The sequence below is a fragment of the Jiangella alkaliphila genome (assembly GCF_900105925.1).
Classification (GTDB): Bacteria; Actinomycetota; Actinomycetes; order Jiangellales; family Jiangellaceae; genus Jiangella; species Jiangella alkaliphila.
Genome location: NZ_LT629791.1, coordinates 4,720,410 through 4,740,374, shown reverse-complemented (window position 1 = coordinate 4,740,374; position 19,965 = coordinate 4,720,410). Strand labels below are relative to the sequence as shown.

At 73.1% G+C, this 19,965-nt stretch carries 17 protein-coding genes; 12 read left to right on the top strand and 5 right to left on the bottom strand.

The window, feature by feature from the left end; genetic code table 11:
- Window positions 1-17: 17 nt before the first annotated feature.
- On the bottom strand, window positions 18-1,973 hold the full coding sequence (locus tag BLV05_RS21660; protein ID WP_046770406.1) for a ligand-binding sensor domain-containing protein: 1,956 nt from the start codon (window positions 1,971-1,973) through the stop codon (window positions 18-20).
- A gap of 59 nt (window positions 1,974-2,032) precedes the next feature.
- Window positions 2,033-2,458, bottom strand: a complete 426-nt coding sequence (locus BLV05_RS21655) for a VOC family protein (protein ID WP_046770405.1) — start codon at window positions 2,456-2,458, stop codon at window positions 2,033-2,035.
- A gap of 149 nt (window positions 2,459-2,607) precedes the next feature.
- Between BLV05_RS21655 and BLV05_RS21650 the strand changes: the two genes are divergently transcribed.
- The 3 genes from BLV05_RS21650 (at window position 2,608) to BLV05_RS21640 (ending at window position 6,063) form a co-directional block, all read left to right on the top strand.
- Window positions 2,608-4,248, top strand: coding sequence for an ABC-F family ATP-binding cassette domain-containing protein (locus BLV05_RS21650; RefSeq protein ID WP_046770404.1), 1,641 nt, complete (start codon window positions 2,608-2,610; stop codon window positions 4,246-4,248).
- A gap of 129 nt (window positions 4,249-4,377) precedes the next feature.
- Entirely contained in the window at window positions 4,378-4,887 is a 510-nt protein-coding gene (locus BLV05_RS21645; protein WP_052762737.1) for a Uma2 family endonuclease, read from the top strand.
- 243 nt (window positions 4,888-5,130) lie between these two features.
- Window positions 5,131-6,063 carry a ribosomal RNA small subunit methyltransferase A gene (locus BLV05_RS21640; protein ID WP_082155488.1) on the top strand — a complete coding sequence of 311 codons (933 nt, stop codon included), beginning with the start codon at window positions 5,131-5,133 and terminating at the stop codon, window positions 6,061-6,063.
- On the opposite strand, the gene BLV05_RS21635 is transcribed toward BLV05_RS21640, so the two are convergent.
- Together BLV05_RS21635 and BLV05_RS21630 are read right to left on the bottom strand one after the other, a co-directional pair.
- Window positions 5,963-7,909, bottom strand: coding sequence for an NHL repeat-containing protein (locus BLV05_RS21635; RefSeq protein ID WP_052762736.1), 1,947 nt, complete (start codon window positions 7,907-7,909; stop codon window positions 5,963-5,965). The two genes, BLV05_RS21640 and BLV05_RS21635, sit on opposite strands and share 101 nt — an antisense overlap.
- Window positions 7,906-10,212: an outer membrane protein assembly factor BamB family protein gene (locus BLV05_RS21630; RefSeq protein WP_046770402.1), complete on the bottom strand. Its 2,307-nt coding sequence runs from the start codon at window positions 10,210-10,212 to the stop codon at window positions 7,906-7,908. Before BLV05_RS21630 ends, BLV05_RS21635 begins: the two co-directional genes overlap by 4 nt.
- A 194-nt stretch (window positions 10,213-10,406) precedes the next feature.
- Between BLV05_RS21630 and BLV05_RS21625 the strand changes: the two genes are divergently transcribed.
- The 9 genes from BLV05_RS21625 (at window position 10,407) to BLV05_RS21590 (ending at window position 18,690) form a co-directional block, all read left to right on the top strand.
- Window positions 10,407-11,669: a sugar ABC transporter substrate-binding protein gene (locus BLV05_RS21625; protein ID WP_197683247.1), complete on the top strand. Its 1,263-nt coding sequence runs from the start codon at window positions 10,407-10,409 to the stop codon at window positions 11,667-11,669.
- 42 nt (window positions 11,670-11,711) lie between these two features.
- Window positions 11,712-12,617 (top strand): carbohydrate ABC transporter permease, encoded by a 906-nt coding sequence (locus BLV05_RS21620; RefSeq protein WP_052762735.1) that lies wholly within the window; start codon window positions 11,712-11,714, stop codon window positions 12,615-12,617.
- Window positions 12,614-13,492, top strand: a complete 879-nt coding sequence (locus tag BLV05_RS21615) for a carbohydrate ABC transporter permease (protein WP_046770399.1) — start codon at window positions 12,614-12,616, stop codon at window positions 13,490-13,492. Before BLV05_RS21620 ends, BLV05_RS21615 begins: the two co-directional genes overlap by 4 nt.
- A gap of 8 nt (window positions 13,493-13,500) precedes the next feature.
- Complete coding sequence (locus BLV05_RS21610; protein ID WP_152690886.1) at window positions 13,501-14,214, top strand: amidohydrolase family protein; 714 nt, start codon at window positions 13,501-13,503, stop codon at window positions 14,212-14,214.
- Window positions 14,215-14,219: 5 nt separating this feature from the next.
- Window positions 14,220-14,978, top strand: a complete 759-nt coding sequence (locus BLV05_RS21605) for an amidohydrolase family protein (protein ID WP_197683246.1) — start codon at window positions 14,220-14,222, stop codon at window positions 14,976-14,978.
- An 8-nt stretch (window positions 14,979-14,986) separates the two neighbouring features.
- On the top strand, window positions 14,987-16,171 hold the full coding sequence (locus tag BLV05_RS21600; RefSeq protein ID WP_046770397.1) for a DegT/DnrJ/EryC1/StrS family aminotransferase: 1,185 nt from the start codon (window positions 14,987-14,989) through the stop codon (window positions 16,169-16,171).
- Between the two features lie 2 nt (window positions 16,172-16,173).
- Window positions 16,174-16,521, top strand: a complete 348-nt coding sequence (locus BLV05_RS35940; protein WP_152690885.1) for a hypothetical protein — start codon at window positions 16,174-16,176, stop codon at window positions 16,519-16,521.
- 118 nt (window positions 16,522-16,639) lie between these two features.
- Window positions 16,640-17,656, top strand: a complete 1,017-nt coding sequence (locus BLV05_RS21595) for an NAD-dependent epimerase/dehydratase family protein (RefSeq protein WP_046770396.1) — start codon at window positions 16,640-16,642, stop codon at window positions 17,654-17,656.
- Complete coding sequence (locus tag BLV05_RS21590) at window positions 17,656-18,690, top strand: dihydrodipicolinate synthase family protein (RefSeq protein WP_046770395.1); 1,035 nt, start codon at window positions 17,656-17,658, stop codon at window positions 18,688-18,690. The genes BLV05_RS21595 and BLV05_RS21590 overlap by 1 nt, the downstream gene beginning before the upstream one ends.
- A 17-nt stretch (window positions 18,691-18,707) precedes the next feature.
- On the opposite strand, the gene BLV05_RS21585 is transcribed toward BLV05_RS21590, so the two are convergent.
- The gene (locus tag BLV05_RS21585) at window positions 18,708-19,934 is read right to left on the bottom strand and encodes a response regulator (RefSeq protein WP_046770394.1); all 1,227 of its coding nucleotides are present in this window, start codon (window positions 19,932-19,934) and stop codon (window positions 18,708-18,710) included.
- Window positions 19,935-19,965: the final 31 nt, after the last annotated feature.

Below are 19,965 nucleotides of genomic sequence, written 5' to 3'. Positions count from 1 at the left end.
GCGACGCCGCCCGCGCCTCAGCCGAGGCGCGGGCGGATCGCGATGCTGACCAGGTCACGCCCCTTCAACGCGTAGAGGGCGCGGCCGTTGGGCGCGATGTTGAGCCGCGACCCGCCGCCGAACCAGTCGCTCGCGAGGCCGTCGACGATCTTCTTCGCCGTGAAGGGGACGAGGTCGATCCGGTACACGGCGTTCACGTCGCTGGTGTAGGCGGTGAAGCCGGCGATCAACAGGTCGCCGCCGCGCTCGCTGACCTGCATCGTCCGGGTGATCCTGCGCTGCACCAGGCTGTACTCGAACAGCACGCCGGTGTTGGTGATGCCGTAGACGGCCCGCGGGGTGTGCGCCAGGTCCATGATGGCGCCGATGCCCGGGAGCACCTCCAGTTCCCACGTCACCGTCCTGGTCCGCAGGTCGAACGCGGCCAGCTTGGCGGTGGGGGTGACGGGCGGCGAACCGAGGCCCTCCTGCGTACTGGTGCCCATGAACAGCGTTCCGGCGACGGCGGTCAGCGAGAACACCGTCTGCCGCTCGATGACCGGGCGGTAGGTGTCCAGCCGGCCGGTCCTGGGGTCGTAGAGGTCCAGGGCGCCGTTGGGGTGGCCGGGCTCGGGCTGGGTGGACATGGCGATCAGGCCGGTGGCGCGGTCGTAGGCCAGGTCCTTGGGCCGGTCCTGGTTCTGGCCGGTGCGGAACAGCAGCTCGGCCTCCGCGTCGCCGGCGCGGTGCGAGTAGAGCGCGGCCTGGGTGTAGATGCCGAGGTAGGTGGTGCCGTCGACGGTGATGGCAGTCTTCGGCTCGCCCGGGATGGGCAGCCGGGTGACCTCGCCCGAGGCCAGGTCGTGCAGATCGGCCCCGCTCTTGCCGCCGACGTAGATGACCTTGCCGTCGGAGTGCACCGACATCGGCGCCTCGGCGGCGGCGCGGAAGCCGCGCTGGACGTGGCTGACGTAGTCCATCGAGCCCGTGGCCGGGTCGTAGACGAAGATGCCGGGATCCTGCAGGCCGTAGATCCGCCCGCCGTGCTCGAGCAGGCGCACCGTCTGCGCCTCCGGGAACGGCACGCCCAGGACCTCCGGCTCCCCGCCGTCCACCGGCACGCGGTAGACCGTCCCGGTGGGGCGGCCGGCGAAGTAGACCCAGCCGTCGTGGATGAGGACGGCGACGGTGTACTTCTCGCCCGCGGCGCTCGCCTTGACGATCCGGTAGCTGCTGGGGTCGGCCTTGTCCAGGACGACGAGCTCGGCGGTGGAGTTGAGCCCGCCGGCGATGTGAGTGGCGCTGATGTGCATGCTGGAGACCCAGTCGCGGTCCAGCAGCTCGGCGGGTAGCAGCTCGCGCTTCTCGCCGGTCTGCCGATCGATGGCGATGAGGTGGGCGTTGGCCCCGATGCCGGCGTAGACGTGGGTGTCGTCGGCCTGGATGCTGCGCACGTAGGCCTCGCCGGGCGCGGGCTGGCCCAGGTCGCGGCTGGCGCCGGTGGCCGGGTCGTACTCGACCACGCGCCCCGGCTCGGACATGCCCATGTAGATCTTGCCGTCGGGGGAGGCGGCCATGGTCCAGATGAAGTGGTCGGGGTATTCGGCGAGCTTGCTCACCTCGCCGCTGATCGAGTCGATCCGGTAGAGGTCGGAGCGCGAGTGCGTGCCGACGTAGACGTCGGTGCCGACCTTGCACATCGCCCAGATGCCGATGCCCGTCGTGATCTCGACATGGGTGGCGATGGTGTCGGTGCCCAGGTCCCAGGCGCCGACGACGTTGGGGGCCAGTCCGCGCGAGCCCATGTAGAGGACGTCGCCGACGAACTCACCGTTGCCCAGGGGGCTGGCCACGCTGGCCGGGCCGAGGTCGGTGACGGTGCCCTCGGCGGGCGACGACGGCCGGGCCGAGGCCGGGAGGGAGGAGACGGCGGGAACGGCGACGGCCGCGCCAGTGGCGGCGGCTGCCTGGAGGAAGCGGCGGCGGGGGATCATGCGCGGATGGTATTACGGGCCTGACCGTAATGTCGAGAGCGCGAGATGCCGCGCCGGCGTCAGCACACGCAGAACTCGTTGCCCTCGGGGTCGGCGAGCACGTAGAAGTACTCGGTGTACGGGCCCCACGCGTCGTCGGCCTTGCGCAGGACGGTCGCGCCGAGGGCGGTGATGCGCTCGACCTCGGCGTCGACCTCGTGCGGTTCGGCGCGCCGGCCCGGCACCGACCGGACGTCGACGTGGACGCGGTTCTTGCCCAGCTTGGCCTCGGGCACCCGCTGGAAGTAGAACCGCGGTCCCTCGCCGGTGGGGTCCTCGGCGACGACGCGGGCGAGCAGGTCGTCCTCGGTGAGGCCGGACGCCAGCAGCTCGCGGCGCATCTCCTCGGGGTACTCCAGGCGCGGGTAGCCCAGGACGTCGGACCAGAAGTGGGCGAGCAGTCGCGGGTCGGCGCAGTCGACGACGATGTTGGCGATCTTCTGCACAGCAGCTCCTCACGGTCCGGGAAATCGCTTTGCCCGGGACAGTACCCACGTGGCATCCTTGACAGTGATGTGATCTGAACGCGTGACTCCGCCCGTGCCCGAGGTGCGTCCACCCGGCGGGCTCCCAGCAACCTCGTCGAGGTCGTCACGTGTCTCTCCTCTCCGTTCGCGCTCTCTGCATCGCCTACGCCGGCCGCCGGGTCCTCGACGGCGTCAGCTATGACGCCGCCGCGGGGGAGCGGCTCGGCATCGTGGGCGAGAACGGCGCCGGGAAGTCGACCCTGCTCCGGCTCTCGGCCGGGGTCGAGGCGCCCGACTCCGGCACCGTCGAGCGGCACGGCACGCTCGGCTACCTCACCCAGGAGCCCGACCTGCCGGCCGGCAGCACCGTCGACGGCGCCGTCGACGCCGCGCTGGCGGAGTTCCGCGTCCTCGAGCAGCGCATGCGCGCCGCCGAAGCGCGGCTCGCCGACGGCGACGAGTCGGTGCTGGACGAGTACGGCGACCTGCTGGCCGAGTTCGAGCACCGCGACGGCTGGGCCGCCGACGCCCGGGCCGCCCGCGCGCTGGCCGGGCTGGGCCTGGCCGAGATCGCGGGGGACCGGACGGTCGACACGCTGTCGGGCGGCCAGCGGTCCCGGCTGGCGCTGGCGCTGGCACTGGTCCGCGCGCCGGACGTGCTGCTGCTGGACGAGCCGACCAACCACCTCGACGACGACGCCATCGCCTTCCTCGAGGACGCGCTGAAGGAGTACCGCGGCGCCGTCGTCACCGTGTCGCACGACCGCGCGTTCCTCGACGGCGTGGCCACGTCGATCCTCGACCTCGACCCCGTCCTGACGGTGGAGCGCGACGGCACCCCGCACATCGGCCCGGCCCGCTACACCGGCGCCTACACCGACTACCTGGCCGGCAAGGCGGCCGCCCGGTTGCGGTGGGAGCAGGCGTACGCCACCTGGTCCGACGACGTCGACGAGGCGCGCGCGGTCGTCAAGCAGGACGCCCGCCGGGTCGGTCACGACGGCCGCGGCCGGCGCGACAACGACAAGTTCGCCGCGCATTTCGCCAGCCAGAAGGTCGACGCGGCCGTGTCGCGGCGGGTCCGCGAGGCCGAGGTGCGGCTGCGCCGGCTGGAGGAGCTGCGCATCCCGAAGCCGCCGCGGCTGCTCCGGTTCGACGCCGCGCTGGGCGCCGGCGTGCCCGACGGCGTGCTGATCGCCGTCCGCGACGTGAAGGTCCCGGGCCGCATCGCCGCCCGCGCGCTGGACGTCACCCGCGACACCCGGCTGATGATCACCGGCCGCAACGGCTCGGGCAAGTCGTCGCTGCTGGCGGTGCTGGCCGGGGCGCTGGAGCCGCAGACCGGCGAGGTGCTGCGGTCGCGGCGGCTGCGGATCGGCTGGCTGCCGCAGACCGGCAGCTTCCCCGACCTGTCGCTGACGGCGGTGCAGGCGTTCGCCGCCGGTCGCCCCGGCCCGGCCCCCGAGTACCAGGCCGAGCTGGCCGGCCTCGGCCTGCTGCCCGGACCGGCGCTGGGCATGCCGGTCGGCGCGCTGTCGGTCGGGCAGCAGCGCCGGCTCGCGCTGGCCCGGCTGCTGGTGACCCGGCCCCAGGTGCTGCTCCTCGACGAGCCGACGAACCACCTGTCGCTCGGCCTGGTGGAAGAGCTGGAGGCGGCGGTCGACGGCGCCGGCCTTGCGGTCGTCGTCGTGACCCATGACCGCTGGGCGCGGCGCCGCTGGCAGGGCGAACGCGCCGAGGTTGTCCACAACGAACTGCTGGTCGGCTAGTTGTCCACAATCCGGCGATTGCCGATTGCGGGACGTGGTGTCGCCATGAAGGCTGAGTGGCGACCGAGCCCGGAAGGGGGCACCATGACAACCATGATGGAGCGGCCACATGCGGTTGACGGATGGACCGTGGGTGACCTCGAGCACTTCCCCGACGACGGCCTGCGTTACGAACTCGTCGACGGGGCGCTGCTGGTGACGCCCGCACCGCTGGGGCCGCACCAGGACGCGGTCCTCGGGCTCGCCTTGCTGTTGGGGCCCAAGACGCCTGAAGACCTGAAGCTGTACATCGCACCTCGCGACTGGCAGCCGGACGACCGGACGTCGTTCCAGCCCGATGTCTTCGTGATCCGCCGGGAACACGACCAGGCGGCGCCCATCACGGCGCCGCTGAGTCTCGCCATCGAGGTGCTGTCTCGGAGCACGCGGCGCACGGACCAGGCCCTCAAGTACTCGACGTACGCCGAGCACGGCGTGGCGTCGTACTGGATCGTCGACCCGGTCGAGCCGTCCATCGTGGCCTACGACCTGGTCGATGGCGCGTACGTCGAGGTGGGCCGGGCCGCCGGCGACCAGAGCGTCACGCTCACGCAGCCGTTCGAGGTGACCGTCACACCGAAAGCGTTGGTGTCGGCGTGACCCGACCCGTTATGCTGGCGGCGTGGGAATGACAAAGAACGGCGCTGTGGCGTACTGGCGTCCCCGCCTGTCCGTCACGGCGTAGCTTCACGCACCGCCGGCTGACCGCGATCTGAAGCGGTCCGAGGCCGGCACACGGGAGCACGCCGCAGCCGCGTCCGTCCCTCGGTGATCACACCCGAGGCGCACGGCGCGGCTCTTCGACGTCCGCGTCCCCTCGTGATCTCGATTGGTGTGATGGCCATGCCGCGCCATTCCCGTACCCACCAGCGCTCCGGCCGCCCGAACCGCCAGAACGGCGCGAAGCGCGCCCCCGCGAAGACCGCCGCGCAGGCGCCCAACCACGCCGGCATCCACCTGCTCCGCGACCCGGCGGTCAGCGCCCGGATGGTCCGCTCGTCCGGCGCCGGGCCGGGCGACCTCGTCGTCGAGCTCGGCGCCGGCCTGGGCGCGCTGACCGGGCCGCTGGCCGCCACCGGCGCCCGCGTCATCGCCGTGGAACGCGACCCGCGGTTCGTCGCGAAGCTGCAGCGGCGGTTCTCCGACGACGACGGCGTGCGGGTGGTCGAGGCCGACGCGCGCACGGTCATGCTGCCGCACCGCCAGTACGCCGTGGTCGCGAACATCCCGTACGCGATCTCGACGGCGCTGCTGCGCCGGCTGCTCGACCCCGAGGGCACCTCGGTGCGGCAGGCGGACCTGCTGGTCGAGTGGGGGTTCGCCAAGCGGATGACCGACACGCACCCGCGCGACCTGGAGGTCGCGTGGTGGCGGGCCCGGTTCGAGCTCAGCATCGCCGGGCGGGTCGGTCCTGGCAGCTTCCGGCCGGCGCCGTCGGTCGACTCGGCGCACCTGGTGGTCCGCCGCCGCACGGACGTGTCCAGGCAGCAGGCCCGCCTGGCCCGGCGGCTGCTGCAGGACGCGTACCGGCAGCCGCGCCGGGCGGCGCGGGACGTCCTCGGGGCGCACGTGCCGAAGAAGCGCGCGCACCGGTTGCTCACGTCGACGGGCATCGACCCGCCGGCCGCCGCCGCGACGGTGCCCGCCGCCACCTGGCTGCTGCTCGCCGGCGAGCTCAGCGCCGATGCCGCGGATGCAGGTCGAAGCGGGCCAGCTCGCGGCCCGCAACCCCCCAAGCGGTCCAGCCGCGCTCGAACTCCAGCTGAGGAACGGTGAACCAGCTGGCGACGAGCGGCCCGGCCAGCTGCTCCGCGTCGTGGTCGGGGCGCAGCCGGTAGAGGTAGTCGCCGAAGTTGGTCGCCGCGAAGACCTGGTCGTTGTGCACGACGATCTCGCCGTAGCCGCTGATCCTGCCCTGCCTGACGACGGTGCGGGTGGCGAGGTCCATCGCGAACCAGGTGCCGCTCAGACGCTTGTACACGCCGTAGAGATATCCGTCGTGGACCTCGACGTGCTGCAGGCTGGCCTGCCCGGCGATCGGCTCGGTCCGCCACAGCACCGTCCGGGTCGCCAGGTCGAACGCGGCCACCTGCGCGGCCGGCTGGGTCGGTGTGGCGCCGCCGCCGCCCCAGGTGTCGCCGGCCAGGTACGCGACGCCGTCGTGCAGAGCGACGGACATGACGCTCTGGTCCTGCAGCAGGCCGACGTAGGCGTCCATCGCGCCGGTCGCGAGGTCCAGCACGGTCAGCGCGCCGTTCAGCCGGCCGGTCCCCGGCGCCGACGCGACGAGGAGCAGGCCGCGCTCGGTATCGAGCGCCAGCTCCCACGGACGCTGCTGGTCGTTCCCGAGCATGCCCAGCGACGTGACGGTGTCGGTCGCCGGGTCGATGCTGATCAGCTCGCCGCTCGGGTAGATGGCGCCCAGCACTCGGCCCTCGTGCGGCAGCATCGCCTTGATCTCGCCGTTCACCCGGATCCGGCGGGGCTCGACGCCGGCCCACGGCCGGTGCACGGTGACGTAGAAGTGTCCGCCGACGTACACGGCGCTGCGGTCGTAGCTGAGGTACTGGACGAGGTCGGGCCCGGCCACGTCGGTCTCGGTGAGGTCGAACGTCTCGGTGTCGCCGGTGGCGAGGTCGTGGAACCACAGCACCCCGCTGCCGCCGGCGCCCAGCAGCACCGACTCGTCGCGCAGCCAGAGGCCGCGGGTCTCGTCGCCGGCGTTGGCGACACCAGCGGGCTCGAGCGCGTCGCCCACCCGCCGGAACAGCGCGCCGGTGCGGCGCGCGACGCCCAGCAGCTCGCCCGACGGCGTCAGCGTCAGGCCGTCGATCATGGTCGAGGGCTCGGGCGGCGCGACGACCGTGTAGTCGGAGCCGTCGGGCGCGAGGTCCAGCACCTGGCCGCCGGCCGAGACGAGCACGCGGTCGCCGGTGGCGATGATCGCGTCGACCGACCCGGTGCGCTCCAGGTCCGCCGGGTAGATGTCGCGCATCGCCCCGGTGGCGCGGTCGACGGCGATGACGTGCCGCAGCGGCGTCGTGCCCACGTACACCGTCGTGTCGTCGGCGGCGACGACGCGGGCGAACTGGGTGTCGGTGGCGACCCGGCCGACCTTGCGCAGCACGCCGGTGTCCGGCCGGTACTCCCACAGCTCGCAGCGCGGCGACGTGCCGGCGTACACGGTGCCGTCGGGCGCCGTCGTCAGGCACCAGACGAAGCCGCCGGACGGCCCGATCGTGCCGAGCAGCTCGACCTCGCCGCTGACGGGGTCGTAGCGGTACAGGTCGGGGGTCGGGTAGGTGCCCGCGTACACCTGACCGCCCGAGATCGTGCACGCCCAGCCGCCGTCACCGCGGTCGAGGCGGTCGATGCGCGTCACGGTCCGGGCGGCCAGGTCGACGGTGACGACCTTGGGCGGGGTCTGGCCGCGGGTCACGAGGTAGCCGGTGTCGCCCTCGACCGCCATGCCCACGATGGCCGCCGTCACCGCCGCGGGTCCGAACAGCTCCGGTGCCGGCGAGCCGGCTGCGGCGGCGACCCCGGCGATGCCGGGCACCGCGGGCAGCGCACCGGCCGCGGCGACGGCGGAGAGGAAGGTACGGCGGCTGAGTTCGGTCATCGGGAACCTCGTTCCGGAGCGGTGACGGTGACGGTCTTGGACAGTTCGACGGCGCCCCGCGGCAGGGACGGGTGCGAGACGGCGGTGACGTCGGCGGTGACGGCCGCGGCGTCGGCCACGGTGCGGCGCAGCACGCAGCTGCCGTCCCCGCCGGTCACGCAGGAGGTCGTGGCCGCCGGGCGGTCGCCGGCCCGCCAGCCGGCGGTGACCCGGGCGCCGGCCAGCGGCGACCCGTCCGCGCCGAGGACGGTGACGGTGACCGACGCGCGCCACACCCGGGACCGGTCCGGGTCGCCCACCCAGGCCGACGAGGACGCCGCCGACACGTCTGCGAAGAGCTCGCCGGGGACGTCCAGGCGCACGAGGGTCCGGCCCTGGACGGCGAACAGCGCCGACCCGTCCGGCGTGGCGGTGACCGAGGCCGGGCCATACCACTCGCCGGCCAGACCCGTGTACACGGTCGAGACGACCGGCGCGCCCGGCTCGGGCCAGGTCAGCCGGAGGATGGACTTCCCGTCCGTCGTGTAGACCCCGGTGGCCGACGGCGTCAGGATCGACGCGTTCACGCCCAGTGCGTGCTGCCAGCGCAGCGTCCCGGTGGCCGGGTCGAGCCCGAACAGCAGCCCGGTGGACGTCAGGCCGACCAGCTCGGCGCCGATCAGCCGGAGGTCGCCGACGACGGTGGCCCCGGCCGGTGCCGGGATCGACCAGCGCACCGCGCCGGTGCCCGCGTCGACGGCGGCCACCTCGGCGCGGGTCGCGACCGGTGAGGTGCCGAGGCCGGTCTTGATGTCGCTGCCGATGTAGACGGTGTCGCCCTCGGCCGCGACGGCGGAGATCGTCTGGTCCTCGACGATGTCGCGGTAGACGTCCAGCTCGCCGGTGGCCGTGTCGTAGACCGCCAGCGCACCGCCGTAACGGCCGTAGTCGGGCTCGGTGCCGACGTAGAGCCGTCCGGTGCCGTCGTCGAGGAACGAGTCGCGCGGCCGGGTCTGCTCGTGGCCGATCTCCGCGAGCTGCCGCACCGGACCGGCGGTGGAGGGCAGCTCGTAGATCAGCGCCCTGGTGTAGACCGACAGGTAGACGGTGTCGCCGGTGGGCCACAGCGACTTCGCCTCGCCCGGGACGAAGACCCGGCTGCTGCCGCCGCGGGCGATGTCGTGGATCTGGACGCCGCCGGAACCGGACACGTACACGTGCTCGCTGTCGGCGGCGAGGGCCATCGGCCCTTCCGGGCTGGGGGTGACGCCGGCCGCGTCCAGCGGCAGTCCGGTGACGCCGCCGCCGGCCGGGTCGTAGGCGTAGGCGAGGCCGTCGACCAGGCCCCAGACCTGGCCGTCGTTGAAGGTGAGGCCGCTGGCCGCCTTCTCCGGCGCCGGTACGGCGAGTGCCTCCGCGGTGCCGGACCACAGATCGTAGCCGTACAGCGTCCCCGACGGCCGGGCGGCGAAGTAGGCCCGGCCCGGCTCGCCGCCGGTCACGGCGACGACGAACGTCTCGGCCGGCGCCTGGACCAGCTCGTACCGGGACGGGTCGGCGGTCTCGACGACGAGCAGCTGGCCGCGCGGCGAGACGCCGCCCAGCAGCACGCCCTCGTGCAGCGCCAGCGACGAGACGAAGGTGGCGCCGGCCAGGTCCGGGGGAGTGAGGTCGATGCTCTCGTGCGTGGCGCGGTCGATGCGCACCAGCGACGCGGCCGAGCCGATGCCGGCGTAGAGGTAGCGTTCGTCGGCCACCAGCGCGCGCACGTAGTCCTGGCCCGGCACGGTGACGCCCAGGTCGGTGACCGCTCCGGTGGCCGGGTCGTAGGCGAGGATCCGCCCGCCGGACGACTCGTACGTCCCGGCGTAGACGACCCCGTCCGGCGCCACCGTCAGCGCGTAGACGACCGCGCCGGAACCTCCGGCCGTGAGGATCTCCTCGACCTCGCCGCTGACGGTGTCGACGCGGTAGAGCTTGGCGGGCGTGTAGGTGCCGACGTAGACGTCGGTTCCGGAGACCGCGCTCACCCAGGCGCCCAGGCTGTCCGGCAGCGGGATCTGGCTGACCGCCTCGCCGCTGGCGGGATCGAGACCGATGAGGGCCGGCGGGTTGGCCTGCCGGGTCGAGAACCACAGCATGTCGCCGATGAATCCGCCCGAGCCGGTAGGCGTGGCGACGCTGGCCGGCCCGAGCGGCACCGCGGTCCAGGCCGCATCCGCGGCAGCGGGGGCCGGCGTCGCCGGCTCGGCCGTGGCCGCTGCGGGCGAGAGGACCAGGGCGAGCACGAGCAGGACTGCGGCGATCGGGGAGCGGCGGAGCATGCGGCCTCCTCAGCCTTGGCGTGCCCGCAGCGTAGTGAGCGCCCTATATTCGGTCAAGGCCGTTATTCTCCTGTGTCTTCACCCTGCATGGACGGGCCACGAGTGCGATTCGCGCGGCGCCTTGACGGTTGGCCTGGTCAGCTATAGTTTCGGCCCAGGCCGGTATTTGCCGGCCCTGGGCGAGGAGGTTTCCGGTGCGAGTTCGAGGTATGGCGGTCGGGTTGGCGGCGCTGTTGACCGTCGCCGCGTGCGGGGGTTCGGACGACGACGACACTGCCGGCGGTGGTGGTGGCTCGGCCGAGATCACGGTGTGGATGTACCCGGTGATCCCTGACCAGGACGCCAGCATCGAGTTCTGGGACCAGGTCGAGACGGACTTCGAGGCCGAGAACGAGGACATCGACCTGACGATCGAGCAGCAGCCGTGGGAGGGCAAGGACGAGAAGATCGCCACGGCGATCGCCTCCGGTCAGGGTCCCGACCTCGTGCTGCTCACGCCCGACCAGACGCTGCAGTACCAGGTGAGCGGCGGGCTGAAGCCGCTCGACGGCGCCGTCGAGGACGACCGCGACGCCTACCTGCCGAGCGCGCTGGACGTCGTCACGTTCGAGGACGAGCTGTACGGCGTCCCGATCTACCACACCAGCACCACCACGGCGTACAACATGGCGGCGTTCCAGGCCGCCGGCATCACCGAGCCGCCGGAGACGTGGGACGACCTGCTCGCCGCCGCGCCGGCGCTGGCCGCGAACGGCGTCGCCGTCATGGACTACTCCGGCTCGCCGGAGACGACCTTGAACCTCACCTTCTACCCGCTGCTGTGGCAGGCCGGCGGCTCGGTCTTCACCGAGGACGGCTCCGACGTCGCCTTCGACGGACCCGAAGGGCTCGCGACCCTGCAGTTCCTGCTCGACCTGCAGGAGGCGGGCGGGCTCCCGGCCGACGCGGCGACCAAGACGAACCTGGTCGACGGCGGACCGCTGACCACGGGCGGGGCGGCCATGACCTACGCCATCACACTGCCTGACGTCGTGCACATGCGGGCCGGCATCGGCGAGGAGAACGTGGTGGTCGGAGCGCCGCTGACCGGTGAAGAGCAGGTGAGCTTCGGCATCCCCGGTGTCCTGGCGCTGACCAGCATCAGCGACGAGGAGGAGGCGGCCTACGAGGTGGCGTCCTACATCGCCTCGCCGGAGGTCTCGGCCGCGCTGAACGCCGGCGCCGGCACCTTCCCGGCGCGCACCGACGTCGACGCGCCCACCGGCGACGACGCCCTGGCGACGTTCAGCGACGCGCTCCAGTACGCCCGCCCGGGTGAGGTGACGCCGACCGCACGTCAGGTCATGGCGGTGCTGTCGGCGCAGCTCCAGGCCGCGCTGCAGGGCTCGAAGTCGCCCGAGGACGCGCTCGCCGACGCCGCGTCGGAGGCGCGCGACCTGATCGCCCGTGGCGGCTGACGCCGCCACCGCTGACGCCCCATGGCGGGCGAGGAGAACCGTATGACGTTGGAACGCACGGCCGCTCCTCGCCCGACGTGGCGGCAGCGCGTCCGCGACCCCGGCTGGGGACTGATCTTCGTCCTGCCGATGCTGGTGCTGTTCGTGATCTTCCGGTTCGTGCCGAGCCTCGGCGCGGTCGGGATGAGCTTCACCGACTACCGGCTCAGCGGCGAGTTCACCTTCATCGGCGCGGAGAACTACCGCCGCCTGATCGAGGACGACCTGTTCTTCGACAGCCTGCGCGTCACGCTGCTCTACGCGCTGATGTACGTGCCGCTCACGCTGGTGGTGTCGCTGGGCACGGCGACGATGCTGCACCACGTGGTGCGCGGCCGCGGGCTGTTCCGGGGGCTGCTGTTCCTGCCGTACGTCACCTCGTTCGTCATGGCCGGCATCATCTGGATCTGGATCTACCAGTCCGACGGGCTGATCAACGGCGCGCTGGAGCGCATCGGCCTCGGGCCGGTGGCGTTCCTCACCGGCAACCAGGCGATGGTGCTGGGCTCGCTGGCCATCGTGTCGGTGTGGAAGAGCTTCGGCTACTCGATGCTCATCCTGCTGGCTGGGCTGAAGAACATCCCCGAGGACCTCATGGAGGCGGCGACGCTCGACGGCGCCGGCGCATGGGCCAAGTTCCGCCGCATCACGCTGCCGCTGCTGCGCCCGGTGATCTTCTTCGTGCTGGTCATCGAGACGATCGTGGCGTTCCAGGTGTTCGACACGATCTACGTCATGACCGGCGGCGGCCCGGCCCGAGCGTCGTACGGGCTGGTCTACATGCTCTACGACCAGGGCTTCAAGTTCTTCGACTTCGGCTACGCAGCCACCATCGGCGTCATGCTGTTCCTCGTGGTCCTCGTGATCTCCCTGGTGCAGCGCTACGTCCTGGACCGGGAGAACACGTGACCACGCTCACCGCACCCCCCGCTCCGGCGGCGACGGACCCGGCCGGCACCGGGCGCCGTCGCCGCCGGCGGAGCGGGGCGAACATCTGGCTGACCGTCCTGCTGATCCTGGCGTCGGTCTTCACCGTGGTGCCGTTCGTCGCCGTGATCGTGCTCGCGGTGACGCCCGAGGGCGCGCAGACGATCCCGCAGCGGTGGCCCGAGGAGGTGACGTGGGACAACCTGTCCGCCGTCCTGTCGGCGTCCTCGTTCCTGCGCTGGACGCTGAACTCGTTCATCTACTCGATCGTCTCCGTCGTGGTCATCCTGCTGACGGCGGCGATGGCCGGCTACGCGTTCGCCCGCAAGCGGTTCCCCGGCAGCAACGCGCTGATGTGGTCGTTCCTGGCGACGCTGATGGTGCCGGCCCAGGCCACGCTGATCCCGATGTTCGTGCTGGTGTCGCGGATGGAGGGCGTCAACACGTTCTGGGGGCTGATCGTGCCGACGCTGGCGAACTCGCAGGCGGTGTTCCTGATGCGCCAGTTCATCAAGGGGCTGCCGGACGACCTGTTCGACGCGGCGAAGATCGACGGCGCGGGGGAGTGGACGGTGTTCTGGCGGCTGGTGCTGCCGCTCACCAAGCCGGTCCTGGCGACGCTGGGCATCTTCGTGTTCCTGTGGCACTGGAACGACTTCCTGTGGCCGCTGGTGATCGCGCAGACTGACGACATGCGCACGCTGACGGTCGGGCTGTCGACCCTGAACGCCGAGACGGTGGCGCGGGCGCGCATCATGGCGTCGGCCGCGATCAGCGTCATCCCGTGCCTGGTCATCTTCGGCGTCCTCCAGCGGTACCTGGTGAACAGCATCGCGACCACCGGGTTGAAGGGCTGACTTTGCCGGTGCGGATCTTCGACGCCCACCGGCTGCTCGGGCCGGTGCCGGGCGACCACGTGCCGTCAGTCGACGTCGCGGGCCTGCTCGCGGAGCTGGACCACCTCGGCATCGACGGCGCCGCCGTCACCCCGAGCAACGGGCTGTACGGCGACCCGGCGCACGAGCGTCCCGGCGGCGACGACGCGCACGAGCGGCTGGTCAGCGTCCCGGTGATCCTGCCCGCGGTGCCGGGCGCAGGCTGGCCGGACGGCCCCGGCGCGGTCGTCGACGCCGCGCCGGCGATGGTGCGGGCCTGCCCGGTCAGGCACCGGTTCGCGCTCACCGGGCCGGTGGCGCTGCGGTGGTGGAACGAGCTGGCCGCGGCCGGCGTCCCGCTCGCGCTGGACGCGCTCGAGACCGGCCTGGACCGCGTCCGTGCGCTGGCCACGGCGGTGCCGGAGCTGCGGGTGCTGGTGCTCTCGCCGGGCTACCGGTCGCTGCGCGAGCTGGCCGAGCTGCTCGACGCCAACCCGGGCGTGTACGTCGAGACCGGGACGCTCGCCGCGGCCGGCGCCGTCGAGTGGCTGGCCCGGCAGGCCGGCGCGCACCGGCTGGTGTTCGGCACCGGCGCCCCGGTGTGGGACGACGCGGGGCCACGGTTCCAGCTGGACCACCTGCGGCTGCCGGAGGCGGACATCGAGCTGATCGCGTCCGGCTCGTTCGAGGCGGTGAGATCTTGACCCCGGTGATCGACGCGCACGGCCACGTCGGCGGCTGGGCGGACTTCTTCGTCCCGGAGCCCGGCGCGGCCTGGCTGGTGGACGTCAACACCGAGATCGGCATCGACGCCGTCGGCGTGTCGCACCTGGTCGCCGTCGGCCGCGACGTCGCCGCGGGCAACGAGCTGGCGCTGGCCGAGGCCGCCCGGCACCCGGGCCGCATCGGCGTCTGGCTGGTCGCCGACCCGCACCATCCGGACGCAGCCGCGCGGCTGCGCGACCAGCTGGACCGGCCCGGCGTCTGGGGCCTGAAACTGCACCCGGACACTCACCTGTGCGCCGCCACCGACCCGCGGTACGAGCCGCTGCTCGAGCTGGCCGCCGCGGCCGGCGCCACGGTGCTGTCGCACGGGCAGACGCGCTCGCCGTACTCCGACCCGGGCGACCTCGCCGAGCTGGCCCGCCGGCACCCCACGCTGCCGATCCTCGTCGGGCACGCCGGGCTCTGGCAGGACGGCTTCGACCGCGCCGCCCGGCTGGCCGCCGCGCAGCCCAACCTGTACCTGGAGATCTGCGGCTCCCGGCTGACCACCCGCTGGCTGGAGCGCCTGGTCGCCACTGCCGGCGCCGACCGGGTGCTGTTCGGCACCGACGCGTGCTTCCTCGACCCGCGGCTGGGCCTGGGGAAGGTCCGCCTCGCCCGGCTGTCCGACGCCGACCGCGCGCTCGTGCTGGGCGGCAACGCGGTCCGGCTGCTCGGCCGGCGCCTCACCCTCGCCTCGTAGGAGACGCCATGACGACACTCGCGATCGACGGCGGCGACCCGGTCCGCCGCGCACCCTGGCCGGCCTGGCCGCCGCCCGCGTCGGACGCGCAGCGCAAGCTGCTGGCCGAGGTGGTCGACAGCGGCCACTGGGGCGCGACGTCCGGGCCGCTGTGCGAGCAGCTGGCGGCCGAGTTCGCCCGGCGGCACGCCGCGAAGCACGGCATCGTGCTGACGAACGGGACGCTGGCGCTGTTCGTCGCGCTGCGCGCCGCGGGCGTCCGGCCCGGCGACGAGGTGGTGGTGCCGGCGTACACGTTCGTCGCCTGCGCCACGGCGGTGCTGCTGCTGGGCGCCGTGCCGGTGGTCGCCGACGTCGACCCCGCCCACCTGCACCTGACGGCCGGCACCGTCCGGCCCGCGCTGAGCGACCGGACCCGCGCCGTCATGCCGGTGCACCTGGCCGGCAGCCCGGCGCCGCTGGACGAGCTGCTGGCGCTGGCCGCGGAGCACGGCCTGGCGGTCGTCGAGGACAGCGCGCAGGCGCACGGCGCCGCGTACAACGGCCGGCCGGTCGGCGCGCACGGGACGGCCGGCACGTTCAGCTTCCAGTCCAGCAAGGCGATGACCGCCGGCGAGGGCGGCCTGATCGTCACCGACGACGATGACCTCGCCGCCCGCATCTGGTCGGCCTGCAACGTCGGCCGGGTCCGCGACGGCGCCTGGTACCACCACGCCGAGATCGGCTGGAACCTGCGCATGACGGAGCTGCAGGCGGCGCTGCTGCTGCCTTGGCTGGAGCGCCTGGACGACGAGGTCGCCGCGCGCGACGCGTTCGCCCGCCGGGTGGTCGACGGGCTGGCGGCCGCGGACCGGCCGGTCGAGGTGGTGCCACAGCCGCCGGGGACCACGGCCGACTCGCGGCACCTGCTGATGCTGCGGGCCGCGCCCGGCGTCGACCGCGACTGGGCCGGCCGTGCGCTGGCGGCCGAGGGCGTGCCCGTCGACGCCGGCTACCCCCCGCTGGGCGGCCTGGAGCCGCTGCGCGGGCAGGCCCGGGCGCTGCCGGCCCCGGGGGCGGAGGCGGCCGCCGCGACGGTGTTCTGGCTGCGCCAGCCGCAGCTCATGGCCGGACCGGACGGCGCCGACGACGTCGTGGCCGCGGTCCGGCGGGTCTTCGGCGACGTCAGGGCATTCCCGGCCCCACCCCGTTGATCATGGAGAAGGTCGGCTCAAAACCGCGCCGGGAGCCTCCTTGCTCCATGATCAACTTTGCTGGGTGCGGCGTGTTGCCTGGCCTGATTTCCGGCAGAACCGGGACGAACCGCGAGACGGCGTCCCTCAATGTGAGACTTTCGGTTGCGCCCGACCCGGCTTTCTGGCTGATCATGGAACCAGCGTTGTCCCCACCACTGCAGGGAGTGGCGATGGGTCAGAAGCTGGCTAAGAGATTCATGGTCGCGTTCGGACTGGGCCTGCTGCTGGCCCTGATCTTCGACCATTCCGCCGCGGGCTTCGCCGTGGGGTTCGCCATCGTCTTCGGGGCCGGACTGGCCGCCGAGTAACCACCCATTTCACCGCAAGTACCTGCCTTGACAGCACCGCTCTCCGCGCTCTTGACATTTTCACGTCCCGCAAATTACGGTCTGGACCGTAAGTACGTGAACACGGAGGGGTGCGCGGGTGCGGAGCATCGACGAGCTGGACGAGCGACTGTCGCGGCCACGGCCGGAGTTGGTGGAGGACCTGCGCCGGCTCGACGGCGACCTGGTGGTGCTCGGCGCGAGCGGCAAGCTGGGCGTCAGCCTGGTCAGGCTGGCCGTGCGGGGCGTCGAGGAGGCCGGCACCGGCGCCCGCGTCATCGCGGTGTCCCGGTACAGCGGGCCAGGCGCCCGCGAGGCCATGGAGGCGACCGGCGCGCAGGTCGTCGCCGCCGACGTGGCCGACGACGACGCCCTGGCCGCGCTGCCCGACGCCGCGAACGTCGTGTACCTGGTCGGCGCGAAGTTCGGCACCGAGGGCAACCAGTCCGGCACCTGGGAGACGAACGTCTACCTGCCCGGCCGCGTCGCCCGCCGCTACGCCGGCAGCCGCATCAGCGCGCTCTCGACCGGCAACGTGTACCCGCTGGTCGGGGTCGGCAGCGGCGGCGCCACCGAGGACGCGCTGCCCGGGCCGATCGGCGAGTACGCGATGTCCTGCCTCGGCCGCGAGCGGATCCTCGAGGCGGCGTCGCGGCGCGACGGCACGCCGATGGCGATCATCCGGCTCAACTACGCCGTCGAGATGCGCTACGGCGTGCTGGTCGACCTCGCCCAGACGATCGACGCGGGCGAGCCGGTCGACATCACGATGGGCAGCCTCAACCTGGTCTGGCAGGGCTACGCGAACGAGGTGACGCTGCGGGCGCTGCTGCACGTGTCGACCCCGCCGCTGCTGCTCAACGTCACCGGCCCCGAGACGCACAGCGTCCGCCGGCTGGCCACCGACCTGTCCGCGGCGCTGGACAAGCCGGTGACGTTCACCGGCGAGGAGGAGCCGACGGCCCTGCTGGCCAACGCGCAGCGCTGCCACGGGCTGTTCGGCTACCCGGACGTGGCGGTGCCCGAGCTGGTCGAGGCGACCGCGCACTGGGTCCGGGCCGGCCTGCCGACGCTGGGCAAGCCGACCAAGTTCCAGCGACGCGACGGGAAGTTCTGATGACCGCCCTGGACCGGTTCCGCGCCGGTGGCGTGATCCCCGCGCATCCGCTCGCCCTGGACGACGACCGCAAGCTGGACGAACGGCGGCAGCGGGCGCTCTCGCGGTACTACGTCGAGGCCGGCGCCACCGGCCTGGCGGTCGCCGTCCACACCACCCAGTTCGCCGTGCACGAGCCCGGCCGCGGCCTGCTCGCCCCGGTGCTGGAACTGGCCGCCGAGACCGCCGCCGAGTACCCCGAGCAGGCGCCCGTTCTGGTCACCGGCATCGTCGGGCCGACGGAGCAGGCCGTCGCCGAGGCCGAGCTGGCCCGCGACCTGGGCTACGACCTGGCGCTGCTGACGCCGTACGGCACCGGCGACGCCTCCGAGGACGACCTGCTCGCCCGCGCCCGCGCCGTCGGCGAGGTCATCCCGGTCATCGGCTTCTACCTGCAGCCGGCCGTCGGCGGCCGCGTCCTCGGCCGCGACTTCTGGCGGCGGCTGGCCGAGCAGCCCGCGGTGACCGGCGTCAAGGTCGCGCCGTTCGACCGGTACGCCACGCTCGAGGTCGTCCACGGCCTGGCGCTGTCCGGCCGCGCCGGCGACATCGCGCTGTACACCGGCAACGACGACCACATCGTCATGGACCTGCTCACGACGTACGAGCTGGACGGGCAGCGGATCGAGGTGGTCGGCGGCCTGCTCGGGCAGTGGGCGGTGTGGGTGCGCGGCGCGGTGGACGTCCTCGCCGCCGCGGGCCGCGCACGGGCCGGCGACGATGCCGCGCTGCGCGAGCTGCTCGCGCTGAACCCCGTCCTCACCGACGCCAACGCGGCCATCTTCGACGCCGCGCACGGGTTCCACGGCTGTGTGCCGGGCATCCACGAGGTGCTGCGCCGGCAGGGCCTGCTGGCCGGCCTGTGGTGCCTGGACGAGGCCGAGGTGCTCTCGCCGGGTCAGCTGAACGAGATCGACCGCATCTGGGCCGCGTACCCCCAGCTGCGCGACGACGAGTTCATCGCCGAGCGTCTGGACCGCTGGCTCGGCCCGTGACAGGTCCCAGCGCCATGTCACAGCGTGATGCGGTACAGCGTCAGCGGCCGCCCGATCGTCCCGGACTCCAGGCTGCCGGACCGTTCCGCACACCCCGCGAGCTCCAGCCGCTGCAGGATGCGGCGTGCCGTCCGCAGCTGCACGCCGAGCCCGTCGGCGACGTCGCGGGTGGTGAGCGGGCGGTCGTCGGTGGCGGCGGTGATGTCGCGGAGGCGGTCGAGCGTGCCGACGGACAGCCCGACCCGGCTGGCGACGACCGCCCGGCTCTGCGCCGCTTTGGGCGCCTCGGCCGGCGCGACGGTCTCGAGCAGGATGTCGACGTCGTTGCGCGACGACACGACGGCGGCGACGTCGCCGTGGCTGCGGGCCCGGGCCAGCGCCCGGCGGGCCAGCCGCTCGGCCTCGGCGCCGCTGTGCCCGATGCCGAAGCCGACGCGCACGACGTCGTGCCGCTGCCCGAGGCGGTGCAGGAACGGCAGCGCGGTGAACCCGCGCGAGGCGTCGTGCAGCGGCCCCCGGGTGGTCACGATCAGCGACAGCGTCTCGGAGTACTGCGACAGCGAGCCGCCGAGCAGCCCCACCTCGCGGGCGAGGTCGTCGAGCTCGGTGGCGGGGGAGACCTCGACCAGCCCGAGCGCGACCTGCGCGTCCTCCTGGATCTGGCTGGTCGCCGACAGCAGCAGCTGGCGCAGCGCCGCGCGCACCGACTGCCCGGACGGCGCCAGCCGGAACACCGGCAGGTGGCCGCTGAGCTCGTCGTGCACCGACGCCAGGCACGTGACGGCGACGGTGCCGTCGTGACGGGTGGCGTGGCGGCGGTGGAAGGCGGCGAAGTCGGCGGCCGTGGCGCCCGGCCGGTACGGCAGCGTGCGCACGTCGGAGACCGGCACGCCGGCGTCGCGCAGGGTGCCGTGCACCTGCGCGGGGTCGAGGGTGTCGACCGACAGCCGGGTGACGTCGTGGCCGTCGCGCAGCAGCCGTACCAGGGCTTCGAGCAGCGTCGATCCGCTGTAGTCGACGAACGCGGCCGGGCGGGTCAGCGCGTCGTGTGCGAGGGTGTACGGAACGATGCCGGTGAACAACCAGGCGTCGACCCCCGACGCGTGCGTCGTGACCATGGCGCTGGCCTGGGTCTCGTGGTCGTAGTCGAACCGGTGCACCCGCACCCCGGCCTGTTCTTCGCAGACCGTCGCGACGCTGTCGACCAGGTCGTGCGGGCCGACCACGCCGATGGAGGTGTCCATGGCGACAACTGTAGCCACCCACTCCAGATTT